We start from the raw sequence: 18,006 nt of genomic DNA on the forward strand, positions 1-18,006 counted from the left end.
GTACGGAGCCCCGACGCGAGAGGTGGTGCGAGTGGTGCCGGTGCGCCCCGGGGCACCGGTCGGTCATGCGTCCAGCGGAGTGCAGGTGAGCCGGAAGCCGTGCGCGGCGGCCTCGATGGCTTCCTCCACCGCGGCGGTGGAGGGGCCGCGGAACCGGAATCGGGTGCCCACGTGCTCGTAACCGCTGATGGGGGGCACCCGCCGGCCGACGGGCACGTGCAGCACCGCGTACGGCTCGCGGCCCTCGGCGGGCGGCGTGATCCAGTCGGCGCGTTCGACGAGGCAGGGGGCCGGCACCGGCAGCGGGAGCAGCAGGTAGCCGCCGGCCTCGCCGGTCTTCAGGGGCGGCAGGACCGGCACCCGTCCGAGCTGGATGTCGGCCGCGGCGGCCATCAGGTCGACACCGTGGACGTCCCGCCAGGTGAACGGGATCTCGCCGCCGCCGACGCGGGCCCCGGACTCCAGGAACACCAGGGCGGGCCCGCCGTCCGCTCCTCGGGTGACGAAGGCCTCCAGGTGGAAGACCCAGGGCCGGTTCCCGCCCAGCGCGGCGCCGACGGCGGCCGCGAACGACTCCACGGCGGCGAGCAGCACCGGGTCGTCCTCCTCGACCGAGCCCAGCCAGTTGCCCTGGGTGAAGTCCGCGCAGGTGCCGCCCACGTAGCGCGACGCGGTCCAGCTGCCGAGCGCGTCGCCCTCCCACAGGCCGTCGATGTGCAGGATCGGCGCGTCCACGTACGCCTGGACCAGGAAGGGCTCGGCGGCCAGTTCGCCGGCGAGCTCGGGGACCGCGTCCAGGTCGGCCTCCGAGTCGAACCGGACCACGCCCCTGCTCGCGGTGCCGCGACGGGGCTTGCAGATCAGTGGCCAGCCGTGGGTACGGCCGAACTCCCGCACGGTGGCGAGGTCCGGGGCGTGGGCGAACTCCGGCACCGGCAGCCCGGCGGCCGCCACCGTCCTGCACATCAGCAGCTTGTCGCGGAAGACCGAGAGTTCCGCCGGCGTCTGCCCGGTGATCTGGAACTCCTCGCGGACGAGCGCCGCCGTGTCGAGGTCGCCCTCGTTGAGGGCGAGCAGCGACTGGGGTACGCCGTACTTCTCGACGAGCGTGGTGACGACCGCCCGCACGGCGGGCAGGTCGTCGGTGAGGCCGACGGTGACGACGGCCTCGGCGCCCTCGGGTATCGAGGCCCGGCCGGTCTCGGTGCTGATGTAGGTGACCCGGTGGGTCCGGTGGTCGATGTAGTCGGCGTACAGCGCGTGGGTGTCCCGCCAGCGGTGCAGGACCATCACATGCGGCAGGGACTCGGTCATGCCGCCGTCCCGTCCGCCGGCGAGGCGTCCAGCCAGGACAGCGCGGCGGCCACCATCGACCTGACGCCGATGTTCAGGGCGGGGCCGGCCTGCGGGGCGAAGGTGGACGAGTGGTTCTGCGGGATGTCCTCGTCCAGACGGCCGGCGGCGAACGCGGCGGAGAACACCTCCGGGTCGAGACCGCCGTAGAACCAGTACACCGACGGCACCTTGGCCGCCGTCGCCAGGATGCCGAAGTCCTCACTGGCGGTGGTCGGCCCCATGGTCATCACGGCGCCGTCGCCGAAGGCCTTGCGGTGGGCGTCGGCGACCCGCTCGGCGGCCGCCGTGTCGTTGACGGTCATCGGCAGGTGGTAGACGGAGGTGATGTCCGGGTCGGCGGTCGCGCCGGCCGCTGCCGACTCCGCCCTGGCCAGCCGCTCGATGGCGGCGAGCACCTTGTCGCGCACCGGGGCCGAGCTGGTGCGGACGTTGATGCCGAGTTCGGCCGTGTCCGGGATGACCGCGGCCGTCGTGCCCGCCTGGAGCCGTCCCACGGTGACCACCACCGGCTCCTGGGCGGCGATCTCCCGTGAGGCGATGGTCTGCAGCCGCAGGACCAGGGACGAGGCCATGACGACCGGGTCCACCGCGGCTTCGGGCTTGGAGCCGTGTCCGCCACGGCCGAACAGCTTCACGGTGATGGAGTCCGTGGCGCCCATGACGGTGCCGGGGCAGGTGGCGAGGAGGCCGACGGGGCCGGGGCCGACGTGCTGCCCCAGGACGACGTCCGGGTGCGGGAAGCGCTCGAACAGACCGTCGTCGACCATGGCGCGGGCGCCGTATCCGCTCTCCTCCCCGGGCTGGAAGACGGCCACGACCGTGCCCTTCCAGTGGTCCGTGCGGGCGGCGAGCAGCGCGCAGGCGCCGATCAGGGCGGCGACGTGCATGTCGTGGCCGCAGGCGTGCATCACCGGCACCTCGGTGCCGGAGTCGTCGGTCGCGGTCACGGTGCTCGCGTACGGCAGGCCGGTGGCCTCCTTCACCGGCAGCGCGTCCATGTCGGCCCGCAGCATGACCACCGGGCCCTCGCCGTTGCGCAGGACACCGACGACTCCGGTGCGTCCGACGCCGGTGGTGACCTCCCAGCCTCCCTGCGCCGCCAGCCGCTCCGCGACCAGCGCCGCCGTCCGCTTCTCCTGGAAGGCGAGTTCGGGGTGGGCGTGCAGGTCCTTGTAGTCGGCCTCCAGGCCGGGGAGCAGCGGGTCCAGTGCGTCGAGCACCGCGGTCAAGGCGTCCATGGGGTCCTCACTCGGGGATGGGGTTTGCGGGGAGGGGGTGTTCGCGTACACCCCAGGAGGCGAGCAGCGCTGCCGCGCACGTGATCGCGGGCCACCACGGCACCCAGTCGCCGTGGTCCGCGGAGCGCAGCAGCTCGGCGAGGGCCGGGAAGGTGCCGCCGAACAGGCTGATCGCGAGGGCGGTCGGCAGGCCGACGGCGACCGCGCGGACGGCGGGCGGGAACAGCCGGCCCACGAAGACGTTGCTGACGGCGAGGGGCATGCCCAGCAGGAACAGCAGGACCACCGTGACGAGTTGTACGGGTACGCGGCCCGCGACCATGCCGGCCAGGAGCGGGACGGAGCCGAAGGCGAGGCCGGCGAAGCCGATCCGCAGGACGGGGAGCGCCCCGATCCGGTCGGCCACCCGGCCCGCGCCGAGCATGCCGGTGAGGAGGGCCGCCATGCCGAGCAGCAGGGCCCCGGACGCCTCCTCCTTGGAGGCCGCGCCCGCGTCCTGGGCGTAGGCGGGAAAGTCGACGGTGAGGAAGTAGAAGACGGTGGTCGCTCCGGAGGCGATGCCGAACACCACGGCGAGCTGGCGGAGATGGGACCGCAGCACGGGCCACGGACTCACCCCGCCGCGCTCGCGCGCGTCCTCGGCGAAGACCTCGCTCTCGGCGGCGCCTCGCCTGATCCACAGGGCCGTCAGACCGAGCAGGGCCCCGAAGACGAAGGCCAGACGCCAGGCGCCGTCCTCGACTCCCGCCTCGCCGAACACGCCGAGGAGCACGCTGAGGACGATGAACGACAGGGCGCTGCCGAGGACCACGCCGCCGTAGGAGACCGCGCTGTAGAAGTAGCGGTGGCGGTCGGGCGCGGTCTCGGTGACGTAGGCGGCGGCGGTGGGGTTCTCGGCCCCGACGGACAGCCCCTGCACCAGGCGGGCGGCGACCACGATGAGCGGGGCCCCGATCCCGATGGCCGCGTGGCCGGGGACGATCGCGAGGACCAGCGAGCCGGCCGCGATCAGGCCGACGGTCAGGGTGAGCCCGAAGCGGCGCCCCCGGGTGTCGGTGAGCCGCCCGATGATCACGCTGCCGAGGGGGCGCACCAGGAAACCCAGCGCGAAGCCGAGGTAGGCGGCGATCAGCCGTGCGGTGGGCGAGGAGCCGGGGAAGAGCTGCTCGGCGAAGTACGGGGCGAGGACGCCGTAGATGGTCCAGTCGTAGGCCTCCACGACGGAGCCGACGCTCGCCGCGAGCAGTTCCCGGCGCGGCTTCCGCTTGGGGTCGGCCCCCACGGACGCCGACGGGGCGACGGCCGTGGGGCCCGTGGGCGCGTCCGAGGGGGTGGGGTGTGTGCCGGGGGCGCTCATCGCGTCACCCCGTAGACCCGGACGCCCTCGCCGTCGGCGGCCGGGTACGGAACGGCGTGCAGCCGTGCGCCGGCGGCGGGCAGCTCCGCCAGGCCGGTCAGGCCGGTGAGCAGGGGCAGTCCGGCCGCGGCGAGCGCCTCCGCCACGGGTCCGTGCCGGTGGCCGCCGTCCGTGGCCACCAGGGCGGCGCCCCGCTCGGCGAGGAGCGCGACGGCGTCCGGGGTCAGGCAGGGGCCGTCCGCGCCGCCCGTGTCGATGACGACGGCGTGCCCGGCCGGCTCGAACGCGGCGAGCGCGAGCCGGTCGGCGACGGGCCGGGCGGCGCCCGAGAGCCGGACCAGGGCGACGGGCAGGTCGACCATGCCCTCCAGGCCGGGCGGTGCCCCGGCGGGCCGGTCGAGGCGGGTTCCGGGGCCGGTGAGATCCACCGTGCGGCGGCCCGGCCCGCTGTCCGCCGCCTCGGTGTTCCGCGAGCCCTTGTGCGGTTCCCGGATCAGTTCCTTGCGGCCGATGGACGTGCTGCCGACCATCAGCAGACCCAGGTGCCGCACCAGCAGCTCGCCGAGCTCCGCGTCGTCGATGTCGTCACCGGGGATGTCGAGGCGAAAGCCCTCGGTCCGCAGTGATCCCCCGTTGCTGAAGACCACCTCGGCGTCGAAGTCGACGCGCCACTGCCCGGGACCGGTTCCCGTCGTCATGTACTTCGTTCCTCACGTTCGTCGCGTTGTGCCGTGCGTCCCGGGGGTGGTTCCTCAGCCGCAGTCGATCATGGCCTTCTCCAGGGCGGCGACCACTTCGTGGATCTCCTCCTCCGTGATGGTGAGGGGCGGCAGGAGCCGCAGCACCGCGCCGTGCCGGCCGCCGCTCTCCAGGAGCAGGCCGTGCTTCAGGCAGGCCTTCTTGATCCGGCGGGTGCGGTCCCCGTCGGCGGGCTTCGCGCCCAGGGCGTCGGCGGGACCGTCGGGGTCGACGATCTCGATGCCCCACATCAGGCCGCGGCCGCGGACGTCACCGATCTCGGGGTGGGTCAGGGCGAGCCGGCGCAGCAGGCCGCCGAGCAGCTCTCCCTTGACGGCGGCCTGCTCGACGAGCCCCTCCTCGGCCATGACCTCCAGGGCGGCCGCGCCGGCCACCAGCGCGATCTGGTTGCCCCGGAAGGTGCCCGCGTGGGCGCCGGGCCGCCAGGCGTCGTACCGGCCGTGGTAGAGCAGGAGCGAGAGCGGGAAGCCGCCGCCGATGGCCTTGGAGACGAGCACCGCGTCGGGCTCGATGCCGGACTCCTCGAAGGCCCACATCGTGCCGGTGCGGCCGCAGCCGGCCTGGATCTCGTCCAGGACGAGCGGGATGTCGAGGCGGGCGGTGATCTCCCGCAGTCCGCGCAGCCACTCCGGGGGCGCGGGAATGACCCCGCCCTCGCCCTGCACGGCCTCCAGGAAGACGGCGGCCGGCTTGGTGATGCCGCTCTCCGGGTCGGTCAGCAGCCGCTCCACATAGGTCAGCCCCACCTGTACGCCCTGCTCGCCGCCGAGTCCGAACGGGCAGCGGTAGTCGTACGGGTACGGCAGGTGGTGCACGTCCGGCATGAGCGACGGCACCGGGTCCTTGGCGTCCAGGTTGCCGGTGAGGGCCAGCGAACCGGCCGTCATCCCGTGGTAGGCGCCGTGGAAGGCGAGCACGGTACGGCGGCCCGTGGCGGTCTTGAACAGCTTCACCGCCGCCTCGGTCGCGTCGGCGCCGGCGGGGCCGCAGAACTGCGTGCGGAAGGTGTCGGCCATCGTGCCGGGCAGCCACTCGTAGAGGGCCGACAGGAAGGCGTACTTGGCCGGTGTCGTCAGGTCGAGTGCCTGCTGCACCTGTCCGGATTCCAGGTACTCGCGCACGCGGCGCAGCACCTCGGGGTGGTTGTGGCCGAGGGCCAGGGTGCCGGCGGCGGCCAGGCAGTCCAGGTACTGGACGCCGTGGCCGTCGCGGATGCGGGCGCCGTGGCCTTCCTGGAGCACCGCTCCGAAGGCGGTGGCGTAGGTTCGGGCGCCGGATTCGCGGGCCTCGACGTACGCGAAGATCTCGTCCGGCGTCAGGGTGGTCACGTCATCACTTCCCAGCTGGTGTACGGGCGTCCGCGACCATGACCTGGCCGAGGGCGATTCCCCCGTCGTTGGTCGGGACCTGTCGGTGGACGTAGGTGTCGAAACCGTCGGCGGTCAGCCCGGTCAGACAGTTGAGCAACAGGAACTCGTTGAGGAACACGCCGCCGGAGAGCACGATCTGGCGCACTCCGGTCCGCTCGCGGACGGCGCGGCAGCGCTCCCGGACCATCTCCACGACGGCGGTGTGGAAGCGGCGGCTGATCCGGTCGGCGGGCAGGGCCGCCGCGATGTCGGCGGCCATGGCCCGGATCACGGGCCGGGGGTCGACCTCGACCGGGCCGTCGGCGTCCTCGTCGGGCACCCGGGTCCCGAACCGGTACGCCGGCTCCAGGGCGGCGTCGCGCAGCAGCAGGCCCTCCAGCTCGATCGGCCCCTGCGCCTCGTACTCGGCCCTGGCGCACACCCCGGCGAGCGCGGCGGCGCCGTCGAAGAGCCGCCCCATGCTGGACGTGGCCGGGGAGTTGATGCCGCGGGCCGCCATCGTGGCGTACACGTGGCGCCGCCGGTCGTCGAGGACGGCCAGGGCGGGGAAGGCGGCCGCGGCCCGGTCCCGGTCGCCGTCGAAGGCGTCGAGCGCGAGGGCGTAGCCGGTGCGGATGGGTTCGCGCACCGCCTGGTCGCCGCCGATCAGCGGCAGCCGGCGGAGCCGGCCGATTCGCTGGAAGGCGGCGTAGTCGCCGAGCAGGAACTCGCCGCCCCAGACCGTGCCGTCCTCGCCGTATCCGAAACCGTCGAAGATCACCCCGAGGGTGGTTCCGGTGACGTGGTTCTCGGCCATGCAGGAGGCCATGTGCGCGTGGTGGTGCTGCACCTCGACGACGGCCCGGCCCGCGCCGTCCTCGCCGAGCGCCGCCCGGGTCGAGCGGAACTGCGGGTGCAGGTCGTGCGCGGTCAGGCGCGGCTCCAGGGCGTAGAGGCGCGCGAGGTGGCGGGCGGTGCGGCGGTGGGAGGCGAAGGTCTCGTCGTTCTTGAGGTCGCCGATGTGCTGGCTGAGGAACACGTGCCTGCCGTGCGACAGGGCGACCGTCGTCTTCAGCTCGGCGCCGAGGGCGACGGCGGGTACCACCTCGCGGCCCACGTCCACCGGGTACGGCGCGTAGCCGCGGGCCCGGCGGATGAACTGCAGGAGCGGTTCGTCGAGTTCCTCGTGCACGGAGAGCCGGACCACGGAGTCGTCGACCCGGATCTCGATGTCGCGGTCGTGGTAGAGGATGACGTCCGCGATCTCGAAGAGCTGCTCCAGCGCCTCCTCGTTGCGGTAGGCGATCGGGTATCCGGAGACGTTGCCGCTGGTCATCACCAGGGCCTCCAGACCCGGTTCGTCCAGGAGCAGGTGGTGGTGGGGTGCCGACGGCAGCATGATCCCGAGGTTGGGGTTGCGGGGCGCGACCGACTCGGGCAGCGCGTCCGGCTGCTTGCGGGCGAGCAGGATCGGGCGGGCCGGCGAGCGCAGGACGTCGATCTCGTCCTCGGACAGCACCGCCAGGCGCTGCGCGGTGGCCAGGTCCCGGACCATCACGGCGAACGGCTTGGAGTCGCGGCGCTTGCGGCGGCGCAGCAGGGCCACGGCCTCCGGCTGGGTGGCGTCCACCGCCAGGTGGAAGCCGCCGACGCTCTTGATCGCCACGATCGCGCCGTCGGCCAGGGCCTGGGCGGCCCCGCGCAGCGCCGTGTCGCCCTCGGTGGTCCGGCCCTCCCGGTCGGTGAGCAGCAGCCGGGGGCCGCAGTCCGGGCAGGCGTTGGGCTGGGCGTGGTAGCGCCGGTCCATCGGGTCCTCGTACTCGGCCCGGCAGGCCGCGCACATGGTGAAGGACGCCATGGTGGTCATCGGCCGGTCGTAGGGCAGGTCCTGGATGATGGAGTAACGGGGCCCGCAGTTGGTGCAGTTGATGAACGGGTAGCGGTGGCGCCGGTCCTTCGGGTCGCGGAGTTCGCCCTGGCAGTCGCCGCAGACGTGGGTGTCGGAGGGGATCAGCGCGGAGCGGGCACCGGACTGCTCGCTGTGGGTGATGGTGAAGGGGCCCACGGGCACGCTGCCCGTGGGGAGCCCCCGGGTCACCATGACACCGTCGACGCGGGCGAGTTCGGGGGCGCGGTCCTTCAGGCCCGCGGCGAACTCGGCCAGGGCGGCGTCCGGTCCGGACGCCTCCACCAGCACACCCTCGGGGTCGTTGCGGACCCAGCCGGACAGGCCCAGCTCGTGGGCCAGCTTGTAGACGAACGGCCGGTAGCCGACGCCCTGTACCACCCCGGTGACCCGCAGCCGCCACTCTTCGGTGTGCGGCGGGGAGCTCGCGGTATCCGGCGGAGCAGTCACGGTGCTCATGGCGCTCTCCTCAGTTCCTGGATCCGGTCGTCAGCACAGCCGGGGCAGTTCGGCCCCGAGGAGTTCCTCGATCTGCGTCTCCCGGCCGCCGGCGTCCCGCAGCAGCACCAGGGCCTCGGCGTCCTCGCAGATCTCGCCGATGGTCACGGCGTGCTCCCCGTACGGCAGCGAGCGCAGCGCCGCCAGGACGTCCGCCTCGGCGGCCGGGTCGACGAAGAGGGCCAGGCAGCCCTCGTTGGCGCAGTGCAGCGGGTTGATGCCGAGCATGTCGGCGGCCATGGCGGTCTCGTGCTGGATCGGCAGGCTCTCCTGGTCGACCCGCACGGTGCGGCCGAGCCTGCCGGCGTACTCGTGCAGGACCGCGGTCAGACCGCCGCGCGTGACGTCGCGCATCGACCGCACGGCACCGTCCGGCACCCGGCTGAGGACTCCGTCGATGAGGTTGTTCAGCGGGGCGCAGTCGCTGTCCACGCGCTGCTCGAAGCCGAGGCCCTCACGGATGGAGAGCAGATGGACGGTGTGGTTGCCGATGGGCCCGCTGAGGATGACCTTGTCGCCGGGGCGCACATCGGCCATGGACAGCGGCGCGCGCTCGAAGACGCCCACGCCCGCGGTGTTGAGGTAGAGCTGGTCGGCCTCGCCCTTGCGGACCACCTTGGTGTCGCCGCCGACGATCTGCACGCCGGCCTCGCGGGCCGTCTCGCGGATCGACACGAGGACCTGCTTGAGGCGCTCGATCGGCAGGCCCGTCTCCAGGATCATGCCGAGGGTGAGGTACTTGGGGCGGGCGCCCGCCACGGCCAGGTCGTTGACCGTGCCGCAGACGGCGATCTTGCCGATGTCGCCGTTGCCGAAGAACGGCGGATCGACGACGAAGGAGTCGGTGGTCATCGCGATGCGGCCGGTCTCCACCGGGAGGATCGCGCTGTCCTCCATGATGCCTGTGTAGACGTCGCCGAGGGTCTCGGCGATCATCTGGACCAGTTCCTGGCTCAGCTTCGCCCCGGTGCCGTGGTCGAGGAGGATCTCGTCGCTGCTGCCGGCCGTGCTCGCGGGCATGGCTTTTCCTTCCTCCGGGAGGGTCGCGGTCACGGGGTCTTGATGTTCTTGCGGGGCAGCGTGCCCTCGGCGTCGAGGACGGCCAGCACCTCGGCGGAGTCGGACACGGTGGCGCAGTAGCCGTCCAGCCACTGCAGGGCCCGGTCCTTGTCCTCCTCGCGGGCGGAGACGACGCAGTCGGCGGGGACCCAGATGTTGTAGCCGCGGAAGAAGGCGTCGGCGGCGGTGGTCTGGACGCAGATCTGTGTCTGCATGCCGGTGACGAGGACCGTGTCGACGCCGAGGTCCTGGAGGCGCTCGTGCAGGTCCGTCTCGTAGAAGCCGGAGTCCTTGCTCTTCTCCATGACGACGTCCTCGGGGGCGAGGAACTCCTCGAGGATCTCGGCGCCGCGGGTGCCGCGCTGGACCGGGAGATGGCCGTCGTAGCGCTCGGCGTTGGGGTCGTCCGGGTCGTTGACGAGCTGGAGGTGGAAGACGTGGTGGCCGCGGCGGCGGATCTCGTCGAGGAAGTGGGTGAAGTGCGGGGTGGCGGCGGCGACGGCCGCGACGCGCTCGGGGTTCTTCTCGACGAGCTCGTACTGGAGGTCGTTGGTGAGAACGGCGATCTTGGACATGGGTGTGCCCTTCGGTGTTGCCGTGGATGTGGACGCCGGGCGCGTTTGGAGGGCGCGCCGGCGGAAAGCAGTTCCGGAGACGGTCGACGACGTGTCGCGCGGCCCGGCCTGGCGCCGGGGGCGGCACGGCGGCGTCGGCCGGCAGCGCCCGCGCGTGGGTCCCGGGAGAGAGGGTGGTGCGGTGCGTACCACCCTTCGACAGGGCGGAACCGGGGGGTCAGCTCGCGACGGCGACCCTGTCGTGCTGCGGCTCGTGCAGCCAGGTGCCGGTGGCCTCGAAGTGGGCCAGGATGTCGGCGATGCGCGCGTAGAGGTAGTGGCCGGTGACGGCGCGGCCGTCGGCGCGGGCGTAGTCGGGAAGCCGCCCGTACTCGCGGAAGCCGAGCCGCTCCCAGAGCCCCAGCGGGCCGTCGTCGCGGACTTCGAGGGTGATGACCTCGCAGCCCATGTCGCGCGCCTTGTTGAGGGCCTCGGACCAGCCCTCCAGGAGGAACTGGCCGCGGCGGTCGGGGGCGACGACACAACGGCGCATGTCGACGATGTGCCGGCGGGCCGGCAGCGGGGCCCGGGCGAGGGTCACCATGCCGACGATCCTGTCATCGGCATCGTCACGGACCGTCAGGACGTCGATCGCACCCTTGCGCAGGTCGGCGTCGAAGGCCCGCAGCAGCGGCATTCCCTTCTCCACGCCGAGGGGCTCGTAGAAGCCGAGGGTCTGCTCCTTGACCGCGACGGCGTCCATCAGTTCGATCATTTCGCGCATGTCCTTCTCGGACAGTTCGCGCGGCCATTCGTATCGCATGGACCTTCCTGTGGTTGGCCTGACAGTGGGCAGCCCGCGGGGACACCGGGCACCGCGGCCCACGCCGCCCGCCGGTGCGGCGGGCAGCGTGGCGTGCGGCGTGCGTGGTGTCAGGTGTCGGCAGGGGGTGTTCGGGTGCCGGGGCGGGCGCGCGGTGTTCTCCGGGGCGCCGTCACCCGTGGGACCTCAGACCGTGGCGCGGGACCGCAGGTTCGTCTGCACCGCGGCGGCGGGGGCGGCCTGCGTCAGACGGGACGGGTCGGCGTCGGCTCCCAGCACCGTCGAGGCGTAGACCTCGACGAAGTACGAGACGAAAAGCGAGTTGATCTTCGTGAGGTGCTCGACGAAGCGCTCCTCGTCGGCCTCGTCCTTGATCACGCGCATGATCATGTTCCAGACCATGTCGACGTGGTCGTCGTCCTCGTCGAGCGCGAGGTGCGCACGGGCGCCCTTGGTGTTGTTCGCGCCGACGTGCCGCTCCATGATGTCGAGCCAGTCCGGCTGGGTCTTGCCGGCGATGTACTCGAGGTAGAAACCGCTGATCATCGAGGCGAGCGGGCCCTCGGTGGCGAGCGTGTAGTAGAAGTACCCGTTGAGCAGCTCGGTGGCGAAGGTCGGACGGATCGCGTAGATCTCCTCGTCCGTCATCCCGACCTTGTGCAGGTCGCCCGCGAACATGCGGTCGTGGCGCCCCTCTTCGGCGCCGTACAGACCCCACTCCTTGGAGAGCTGCGGGTCGCGCGTGGCCCAGTAGTTGGCGACGAGCGGGTCGACGGCACGCTTGAGACCGATCCGGATCATGGTCTCCACGTTGTGGCGCTTGTAGAGGTCCATGTCGAACTTGGAGGTGTCGAGCATGCCCTCCGCGCCCTTGTTCTGTTCGTAGAAGTCACGCTCGAACTTCAGGAGGAGCTCGTCCACCCGCTTGCGGAACTCGGGACGCTGGAGGTTGGAGTACGTGTTGTACGACTTGCTACGAGGCATGGTCATCCCCACCCGAGGTCGTTGATCACATTGCTCTGCCCGGAGCCGGCGGGGAATGCGTCTCCCGCCGGAACGCCCGCACCCTGCGCGAGAAAGAAGGACAGAGCCGCGAAAGCCGCGATGGCGAGAACGCTTCTCGCTACACGCGCCATGGAAACCCCCTACTTTCGAATGAGCGTCGAGGTCGTCAACGCCGCGCCTCATCCTGGGGGGAGAGGCCTTTCAAAACCAGTCCCGCCTGGGATCATGTTATTCCTGGCGGAAACATGACAGGGGGATGAAGTGGGAAGAATCGGGGGAAGCGATGCGATATCCACGCCACTGCTTCATGACTGTGCGAGCCTTTTATACCGTTTTATCTCCGAGTCGCCGGGCTGTACCGCCGAGGCGGCGGCCGTAGCGCTCGGAATGGACCGGCGGGACATCGACGAAGCCGTCCGGGACCTGCGCGAGCTGGGACTTCTGAGCACCGAACACACGGGTTCGGAACGGCCGGAATCGGAATGGCCGAATTCGGAACAGCCGGAACCGGAACGGCCGGATTCGGATCAGCCGTTGGTCCCGCACCCGGTCGACTTCGCCCGCGTCAAGGTCCTCAACCCGCTCCAGCGGGACCTGAACCGCAAGCAGGCGCTCGTCGACGAACTCCGCGGCGACCTGGACGAACTGGAGCTGCACAGCCCGCTGTCCCAGCAGTCGCGCTGCACGCTGGAGATCGTCTCCGAGCTGGCCGACGTGCGCCGGCTCATCACCGGCTTCGCCGAGGAGTGCTGCGACGAGGCACTGGCCTCGCAACCCGGCGGCGCACGCGAGGAGGAGGTGCTCGCCGACAGCATGGACCGCACCACCAGGCTGCTCGAACGGGGGGTCACGATGCGCACCCTCTACCAGCACACCGCGCGCTTCAGCCCCACCACCCTCGCCTACGTCGACCTGGTGACCCCGCTCGGCGCACAGGTGCGCACGCTCGCCAGCGGTTTCCCGCGCTGCATCATTTTCGATCGGAAAGTCGGCATCCTGCCGCTCGTCGACGGGTCGAAAGGCGCCGTGATCGTACGCGATCCGCAGATCCTCGCCTTTGTGTCGGACGCTTTCGACCGGGCCTGGACCACCGCTTCCGCGCTCACATCCGACGACGGCCGGGCGGATCGGGCCGCGGCCACGTCCGAGATTCAGCACGCGATCATCTCGCTGCTCACCCAGGGAGAATCGGACAAGCGCATCGCCCAGGTCGTGGGAATTTCCTTACGGAATTGCCAGCGCCACATATCCCACATCATGAAGAGCATCGGCGCCCGCAATCGGCTGCACGCCGGTTACCTGCTGAGCAAGGAGCCGTTCAACGGCCACTAGCTGAAGGGCGGGACGCTCCAGGCGCGCCGCCTCGGCGTCCACCGACCCGTTCCTCACGGGCCCTGTCGCTGCGGTGGGGACATCCACCCGCAGGACACGGGTGAGCGCGAGACATCGGCGTCACGGAAATACCCGTGAGTACCCCACCCGCGGCATGAACAGCGGGCAGGATTCAAGTGACTCGTGGTTCGAGTGACTCGTGGTTCGTGACTCGTGGTTCGTCGATCGGCCGGGGGAGTCTGGCATGGCGTACAGCTCCGTGGAGTGGCCCGCGCGCAGTCTGCTGGGGGCGGTCGCGCCGGACGTGAGGGGGGAGTTGCTCGCGCTGGGCGTGCCGACGCGGTTCGGGGCGGGGAAGGTGCTGCTGAGCGAGGGCGCCCGCGACCGGCACATGCTGGTACTGCTGACCGGCTTCGCCAAGGTGACGGCACGCGTGGAGAACGGGGAGGAGTCGCTGCTCGCGGTCCGGGTCGGCGGGGACAGTGTCGGGGAGATGGCCGCCCTGGACGGCTCCCCGCGCTCGGCGACCGTGACGGCATGCGGCCCGCTGACCGCACGGGTCGTGCAACCGGGCGCGCTGCACGCCCTGCTGGCCAAACGGCCCGAGGTGCACCTGGCCCTGACCGGGATCCTCGCCGACCGGCTGCGCTGGGCCAACCGCAGGCGCCTGGACTTCAAGGGCTATCCGGCGAAGGTACGGCTGGCCCGGCTCCTGGTGGAACTCGCCACCCTGTACGGCCGTCCCGTCGAGGACGGTGGCATGGTGCTCGGCTGCCGGCTCACCCAGCCCGAGCTGGCCGCGCTCACCGGTGCCGCCGAGACGACCGTCCACAAGGGGCTGCGCGACCTGCGCCGCGACGGGCTGCTGGAGACGGGGTACGGGTCCACCGTCATACGGGACCTGCACCGGCTCAGGGAGATCGGCGACCTCTCCCCCGACGGGTGACGGGCCCAGGGAGCTCCCCGCATCAGTCCAGCAGCGGACGCAGTACGACCAGCAGGCCCGCGCTCGCCCCCATCACCGCCGTACACACCACCGCCGCCGCCACGCACCGGTACTTGCGCACCGCCACCTGGGACAGGAACCGGATCGTCTGGGACAGCTCCTTGCGCTCCTGGTCCGGGGTTGCGTCGGCGTCGGAGTCCCGGGCGGGCAGGATGTCGGGGCCCGAGGCGAGGTGGACGAAGCTGTAGCGGTTGGCGCCGGCCGGGCGCAGGACCCGGGGGCGCAGGGTGGCGGCCAGGGAGCCCGCGCCGCCGAACATCGCGCAGAGGAACAGGGCGAGCAGCAGGCCGGCGAGGATGCCGGAAGCGCCGCCCGCCGACGCGGTGCGCAGGGCCGGGGCGCTCCAGTAGCCGGCCGTGCCGACGAGAGCGGCCTGGGCCGCGGCGAGGATCCCGGCCTTGGTGTCGGCGTGCTGGTGGGTGGTCTGGAGAGCGGTGAACATGAACTGCGCCGGGCGGCTGTCGGGGCGGTCGACGGTGGACGACGGCATGCTGCTGCTCCTTCTGTGCCGGTGGGCTGTTGCGCGCCTCCAGTACGCCCCGAAACCGGCCGCGGAACCCGGGATTTCTGCGGGATTCGGAAGACCTGCCCCGCAACTTGCCGAACCCGTCCGTAACTTGAGGCCGCGCCTGTATGTTTCCGCACCTTTCCGCATCCCGTATTTCGACGGGGTTCGCGGCGGACGGCGCGTGTAGGACTGGCCTACCGGCGTCCGCGCGAGGGGGGAGCGGACGCCGGTGTCTGCCGGAGTGCGCCCCCGGCCCGGGTCCGGTCCCGGGGTGCGGCTCCATCTCGGTGAGCAGGGAGTTCAGGCATGGGAACGTTCGGTCGCAGACTGCTGCTGGCGGTCGACGCGAAGGGATACGGCGGCGTCGACGTGGTCACGCAGCGCGAGTGGCAGGAGGCGATCCGGCGGCTGCTCGAGGAGGCGGCCGCCGAGGCCGGACTCGACTGGGAGCAGTGGGCGACGCAGGTCGGCGGGGACTCGGTGTTCGCGGTTCTGCCGCAGGGTGCGTCCGAGCCCGCCCTGGTCGACCCGTTCATGCGCCGGCTGGAGGCCGGTCTGCGCGCCTTCAACCGCAACCGGCGCGACGAGGCCTGGCTGCGGCTGCGGGCCGCCGTGCACTTCGGAACCGCCTCGCCCGCGGCCAACGGCTTCGAGGGCCGCGCCCCGGTCGAGATCGGGCGACTGCTGGACAGCAGGGTGCTGAAGGCGGCGCTGGTCGCGGCGCCGGAGGCGCACCTGGCGCTCGCGGTCTCCGCGACCGTCTTCAACGACGTGATCGGCGAGGCGTACACGACGATCCGGCCGCAGGAGTTCCGCGAGGTACGCGTCGCGGAGAAGGAGTACGCGGGGCGGGCGTGGATCCGGGTGCCGGGATACGACGCGAAGGCCCTCGATCTCGGGGAGGCGGGCGGTACCCCGGCCGGGACCGGCGCGACGGGGAGCACAGGGAGCGCGGAGACCGTCGACGCGCGCCCCTCCAGCACCCCAACTGCGCCTGGAGACACGGTGGTTCAGGTGAACTACGGAACCATCCATGCCCAGGGTGCCGTCTTCGGGATCTCCAAGTGACCTGAGTGACGGCCAAGGATGAACGAGGAACACGAGGAACACCGCGAGCAGCGCGCCCAGGGTGAACCCGAGGCGCACCACGCGGACCCGGCGCAGCCCACGCAGGGCCCTCCCGCCGAGCCGGATCCGCGACCGCAACCGCAACCGCAACCGCAACCGCAACCGCAACCACAGAACGCGGGCGAGGACCCTTCCGACCCACCGGCCCCCGCCACCCCACCCGGCCAGGTCCAGCACAACAACGTCAACCAGTACTTCTACGGAGAACTCAGCGCGTCCGGCGCCCAGTTCGGCATCGGCACCACCGGCTCCGACAACGCCCGCCGCCGCGCCGTGGGCCGCCTCGACTCGGGTGAGGCGGACGCGATCCTCGCGCCGTACGTCAAACCCGCCTGCTTCGAGCAGGCCGCACTCGCCCTCCAACAGGACGGCGTCGTGGTGCTGTTCGGGCCTCCGGGGACGGGCAAGCGGTCCGGGGCGGTGGCGCTCGTCGACGCGCTCGCGGACGGGTCGGAGTACGTCGTCCTCTCCCCCGGCCGCAGCCTGGACGACCTCGCGAGCGGGCGGGTCGCCTTCGAGAAGGGCGTCGGCTACGTCCTGCTCGACCGGATGGGCGAGGACAGCGCCCAGACGGCGGACTTCGACTGGCGGCGGGTGCGCGACACCGTCCGCGAGCACGACGCCCGTCTGGTCGTCACCACCGTGCACCCCGGCGACGGGGCCGTCGTCGAGTCCGTACGGCACGTGCCCTGGCAGCTTCCGGACCTCACGGCCGTACTGCGGGTGCGGCTGGTGCGGGCCGGGTGCGTGCGGGACACCGTGGAGCGGGCCGTGTCACTGATGCCCGGCGGGTGCCGGATCGCGGAGGTCGCGGCGGCCGCCGAGCGGATCGCGTGCGGGGCCGCGCCGGACGAGGTCTGGCAGGACTACGGCAGCAGCGCGGCGCAGCCCGTACGCGACTGGTTCGCCCGGGACCGTACGCCGCAGGAGTGGGCCGAGGTCACCACGCTGGCCTTCGTCAACGGCGCCGGCTACCGCGACTTCGAGACCTGCCAGGAGCGGCTGGAGTCCTGGGTGGCCCCGGCGTTCCCGGCCCCGGTGAGCGAGGAGGAGCAGGCCGAGGTGGCCCGGCGGACCGTCGACCGCCGGCAGTCGCTGTCCCGCAACGAGCTGGTCGCCGTGGCGGAGCGGAAGAACGGCCCGCTGACGCGCACCGCGCTGGTCTTCCCGCATCCCCAGTACCGCCAGTGGGCGCTGGAGGAGCTGTGGACGAAACGCTCCACGCCGTACTGGAACGGCGTGCGGGACTGGCTCGGCGAACTCGTCGCCGCCCAGCCCGGGCTGGGGCTCCAGCTGTCCGTCGCGCAGGGGCTCGCGCTGCTCACCCGGCCCGCCTTCGACGAGGTCGCCGACAACTATCTGCACCCGTGGGCGGGCGGTGCCGCCGGTCCGGCCGGGCAGTCGACGGCCACGCTGGTGCTCCAGTGCATGTGCCTGGACGAGAGCCTCGCGGCCACCGCGCTGGGCGTGGCCCGCGGCTGGGCCCGTTCCCCCGACCCGGCGCTGCGGTCGACCGCGGTGGCCGCGTTCAGCGGGGCGCTGGGCGTGCGCTTCCCCACGGACGCCGTCACCACCCTGCTCCGGCTGATCATCCGGCGCGGCGGTCTGCCCGTGGACGCGGCGTTCGCGCTGGCCGGGCTCGTCGCCGTGCTCGCGGAGTGCGGGCAGGACACGGGCGCGGTGTTCCGGCCGCTGGCGTACCGGCTGCGGGCCCAGCGCGAGACGCTGACCGGGCAGCACAAGGAGAACCTCCTCGGTGCCGCCCTGACCGTGCTGCGGGCCCGTGACGCGCGGACCGGGCGGCTGGTGTGCGCGTCGCTGATGGAGCGGGACGGTCGGCAGACGGCCAGCATCGGCGAGCTGTGGGCGGGCGTACTGGACAACCTGCCGCGCCGGGGCCGGGCCGTGGCGGCGCTGAACGCCACCCTGCGCGAGCTGCCTGCCGTCTCGGAACGGCCCGAGCAGGTGGCCGAACGGTTCGGCGGGGCCCTGGGCGAAGCCCTCACCCCGGGCGACGGTCCGCCGCTCGCCGCGGCCCTGCGGCTGGTCGCCGCCCGGACCGACGGGGCGGCCGGACCCTGGGTCGACATCTTCCTTACCGCCGTACTGAGCACGGAGGACTGACAGG

15 protein-coding genes are annotated in these 18,006 nt (G+C 72.2%); 4 read left to right on the forward strand and 11 right to left on the reverse strand.

The genetic code is table 11. The features are described from left to right. Positions 1 to 63: 63 nt before the first annotated feature. The 10 genes from HDA41_RS16850 to HDA41_RS16895 form a co-directional block, all read right to left on the reverse strand. The gene (locus HDA41_RS16850; RefSeq protein ID WP_184984802.1) at positions 64 to 1,314 is read right to left on the reverse strand and encodes an ATP-grasp domain-containing protein; all 1,251 of its coding nucleotides are present in this window, start codon (positions 1,312 to 1,314) and stop codon (positions 64 to 66) included. Further along, positions 1,311 to 2,594 (reverse strand): amidohydrolase, encoded by a 1,284-nt coding sequence (locus HDA41_RS16855; RefSeq protein ID WP_184984804.1) that lies wholly within the window; start codon positions 2,592 to 2,594, stop codon positions 1,311 to 1,313. Before HDA41_RS16855 ends, HDA41_RS16850 begins: the two co-directional genes overlap by 4 nt. Before the next feature lie 7 nt (positions 2,595 to 2,601). Beyond that, positions 2,602 to 3,951 carry an MFS transporter gene (locus HDA41_RS16860; RefSeq protein ID WP_184984806.1) on the reverse strand — a complete coding sequence of 450 codons (1,350 nt, stop codon included), beginning with the start codon at positions 3,949 to 3,951 and terminating at the stop codon, positions 2,602 to 2,604. Continuing rightward, a complete protein-coding gene (locus HDA41_RS16865) occupies positions 3,948 to 4,649 on the reverse strand; it encodes a hypothetical protein (RefSeq protein WP_184984807.1) in 702 nt (233 codons plus the stop codon). The genes HDA41_RS16860 and HDA41_RS16865 overlap by 4 nt, the downstream gene beginning before the upstream one ends. A gap of 54 nt (positions 4,650 to 4,703) precedes the next feature. Then, complete coding sequence (locus tag HDA41_RS16870) at positions 4,704 to 6,038, reverse strand: diaminobutyrate--2-oxoglutarate transaminase family protein (RefSeq protein ID WP_221511538.1); 1,335 nt, start codon at positions 6,036 to 6,038, stop codon at positions 4,704 to 4,706. 4 nt (positions 6,039 to 6,042) lie between these two features. Further along, positions 6,043 to 8,424, reverse strand: coding sequence for a carbamoyltransferase HypF (gene hypF, locus HDA41_RS16875; RefSeq protein ID WP_184984809.1), 2,382 nt, complete (start codon positions 8,422 to 8,424; stop codon positions 6,043 to 6,045). Positions 8,425 to 8,454: 30 nt separating this feature from the next. Continuing rightward, positions 8,455 to 9,483 (reverse strand): hydrogenase expression/formation protein HypE, encoded by a 1,029-nt coding sequence (hypE, locus tag HDA41_RS16880; RefSeq protein ID WP_184984811.1) that lies wholly within the window; start codon positions 9,481 to 9,483, stop codon positions 8,455 to 8,457. 29 nt (positions 9,484 to 9,512) lie between these two features. Then, a complete protein-coding gene (locus tag HDA41_RS16885; RefSeq protein ID WP_184984813.1) occupies positions 9,513 to 10,097 on the reverse strand; it encodes a cysteine hydrolase family protein in 585 nt (194 codons plus the stop codon). 217 nt (positions 10,098 to 10,314) lie between these two features. Further along, positions 10,315 to 10,899: a GNAT family N-acetyltransferase gene (locus tag HDA41_RS16890; protein WP_184984815.1), complete on the reverse strand. Its 585-nt coding sequence runs from the start codon at positions 10,897 to 10,899 to the stop codon at positions 10,315 to 10,317. Positions 10,900 to 11,085: 186 nt separating this feature from the next. After that, positions 11,086 to 11,883: a hypothetical protein gene (locus tag HDA41_RS16895; RefSeq protein ID WP_184984817.1), complete on the reverse strand. Its 798-nt coding sequence runs from the start codon at positions 11,881 to 11,883 to the stop codon at positions 11,086 to 11,088. A 282-nt stretch (positions 11,884 to 12,165) separates the two neighbouring features. On the opposite strand from HDA41_RS16895, the gene HDA41_RS42280 reads away from it, so the two are divergent. Both HDA41_RS42280 and HDA41_RS16905 read left to right on the forward strand, forming a co-directional pair. After that, positions 12,166 to 13,236, forward strand: coding sequence for a LuxR C-terminal-related transcriptional regulator (locus HDA41_RS42280; RefSeq protein ID WP_184984819.1), 1,071 nt, complete (start codon positions 12,166 to 12,168; stop codon positions 13,234 to 13,236). A gap of 244 nt (positions 13,237 to 13,480) precedes the next feature. Then, on the forward strand, positions 13,481 to 14,182 hold the full coding sequence (locus HDA41_RS16905) for a Crp/Fnr family transcriptional regulator (protein WP_184984821.1): 702 nt from the start codon (positions 13,481 to 13,483) through the stop codon (positions 14,180 to 14,182). A gap of 22 nt (positions 14,183 to 14,204) precedes the next feature. On the opposite strand, the gene HDA41_RS16910 is transcribed toward HDA41_RS16905, so the two are convergent. Then, a complete protein-coding gene (locus tag HDA41_RS16910) occupies positions 14,205 to 14,732 on the reverse strand; it encodes a Pycsar system effector family protein (RefSeq protein ID WP_184984823.1) in 528 nt (175 codons plus the stop codon). Positions 14,733 to 15,056: 324 nt separating this feature from the next. Here HDA41_RS16910 and HDA41_RS16915 point away from each other — a divergent pair, with 324 nt between their 5' ends. Then, positions 15,057 to 15,818 (forward strand): hypothetical protein, encoded by a 762-nt coding sequence (locus HDA41_RS16915; RefSeq protein ID WP_184984825.1) that lies wholly within the window; start codon positions 15,057 to 15,059, stop codon positions 15,816 to 15,818. Between the two features lie 18 nt (positions 15,819 to 15,836). Then, on the forward strand, positions 15,837 to 18,002 hold the full coding sequence (locus HDA41_RS16920) for a hypothetical protein (protein ID WP_184984827.1): 2,166 nt from the start codon (positions 15,837 to 15,839) through the stop codon (positions 18,000 to 18,002). The last annotated feature ends 4 nt before the right edge of the window (positions 18,003 to 18,006 follow it).

This window comes from Streptomyces caelestis (assembly GCF_014205255.1).
GTDB classification, from domain to species: Bacteria; Actinomycetota; Actinomycetes; order Streptomycetales; family Streptomycetaceae; genus Streptomyces; species Streptomyces caelestis.

Bases quoted from the DNA above. Each gene is read 5' to 3' on its own strand.
- HDA41_RS16850 (WP_184984802.1), bottom strand. From the start codon at position 1,314: ATGACCGAGTCCCTGCCGCATGTGATGGTCCTGCACCGCTGGCGGGAC.
- HDA41_RS16855 (WP_184984804.1), bottom strand. From the start codon at position 2,594: ATGGACGCCTTGACCGCGGTGCTCGACGCACTGGACCCGCTGCTCCCC.
- HDA41_RS16860 (WP_184984806.1), bottom strand. From the start codon at position 3,951: ATGAGCGCCCCCGGCACACACCCCACCCCCTCGGACGCGCCCACGGGC.
- HDA41_RS16865 (WP_184984807.1), bottom strand. From the start codon at position 4,649: ATGACGACGGGAACCGGTCCCGGGCAGTGGCGCGTCGACTTCGACGCC.
- hypF (WP_184984809.1), bottom strand. From the start codon at position 8,424: ATGAGCACCGTGACTGCTCCGCCGGATACCGCGAGCTCCCCGCCGCAC.
- hypE (WP_184984811.1), bottom strand. From the start codon at position 9,483: ATGCCCGCGAGCACGGCCGGCAGCAGCGACGAGATCCTCCTCGACCAC.
- HDA41_RS16885 (WP_184984813.1), bottom strand. From the start codon at position 10,097: ATGTCCAAGATCGCCGTTCTCACCAACGACCTCCAGTACGAGCTCGTC.
- HDA41_RS16890 (WP_184984815.1), bottom strand. From the start codon at position 10,899: ATGCGATACGAATGGCCGCGCGAACTGTCCGAGAAGGACATGCGCGAA.
- HDA41_RS16895 (WP_184984817.1), bottom strand. From the start codon at position 11,883: ATGCCTCGTAGCAAGTCGTACAACACGTACTCCAACCTCCAGCGTCCC.
- HDA41_RS16905 (WP_184984821.1), top strand. From the start codon at position 13,481: ATGGCGTACAGCTCCGTGGAGTGGCCCGCGCGCAGTCTGCTGGGGGCG.
- HDA41_RS16910 (WP_184984823.1), bottom strand. From the start codon at position 14,732: ATGCCGTCGTCCACCGTCGACCGCCCCGACAGCCGCCCGGCGCAGTTC.
- HDA41_RS16915 (WP_184984825.1), top strand. From the start codon at position 15,057: ATGGGAACGTTCGGTCGCAGACTGCTGCTGGCGGTCGACGCGAAGGGA.
- HDA41_RS16920 (WP_184984827.1), top strand. From the start codon at position 15,837: ATGAACGAGGAACACGAGGAACACCGCGAGCAGCGCGCCCAGGGTGAA.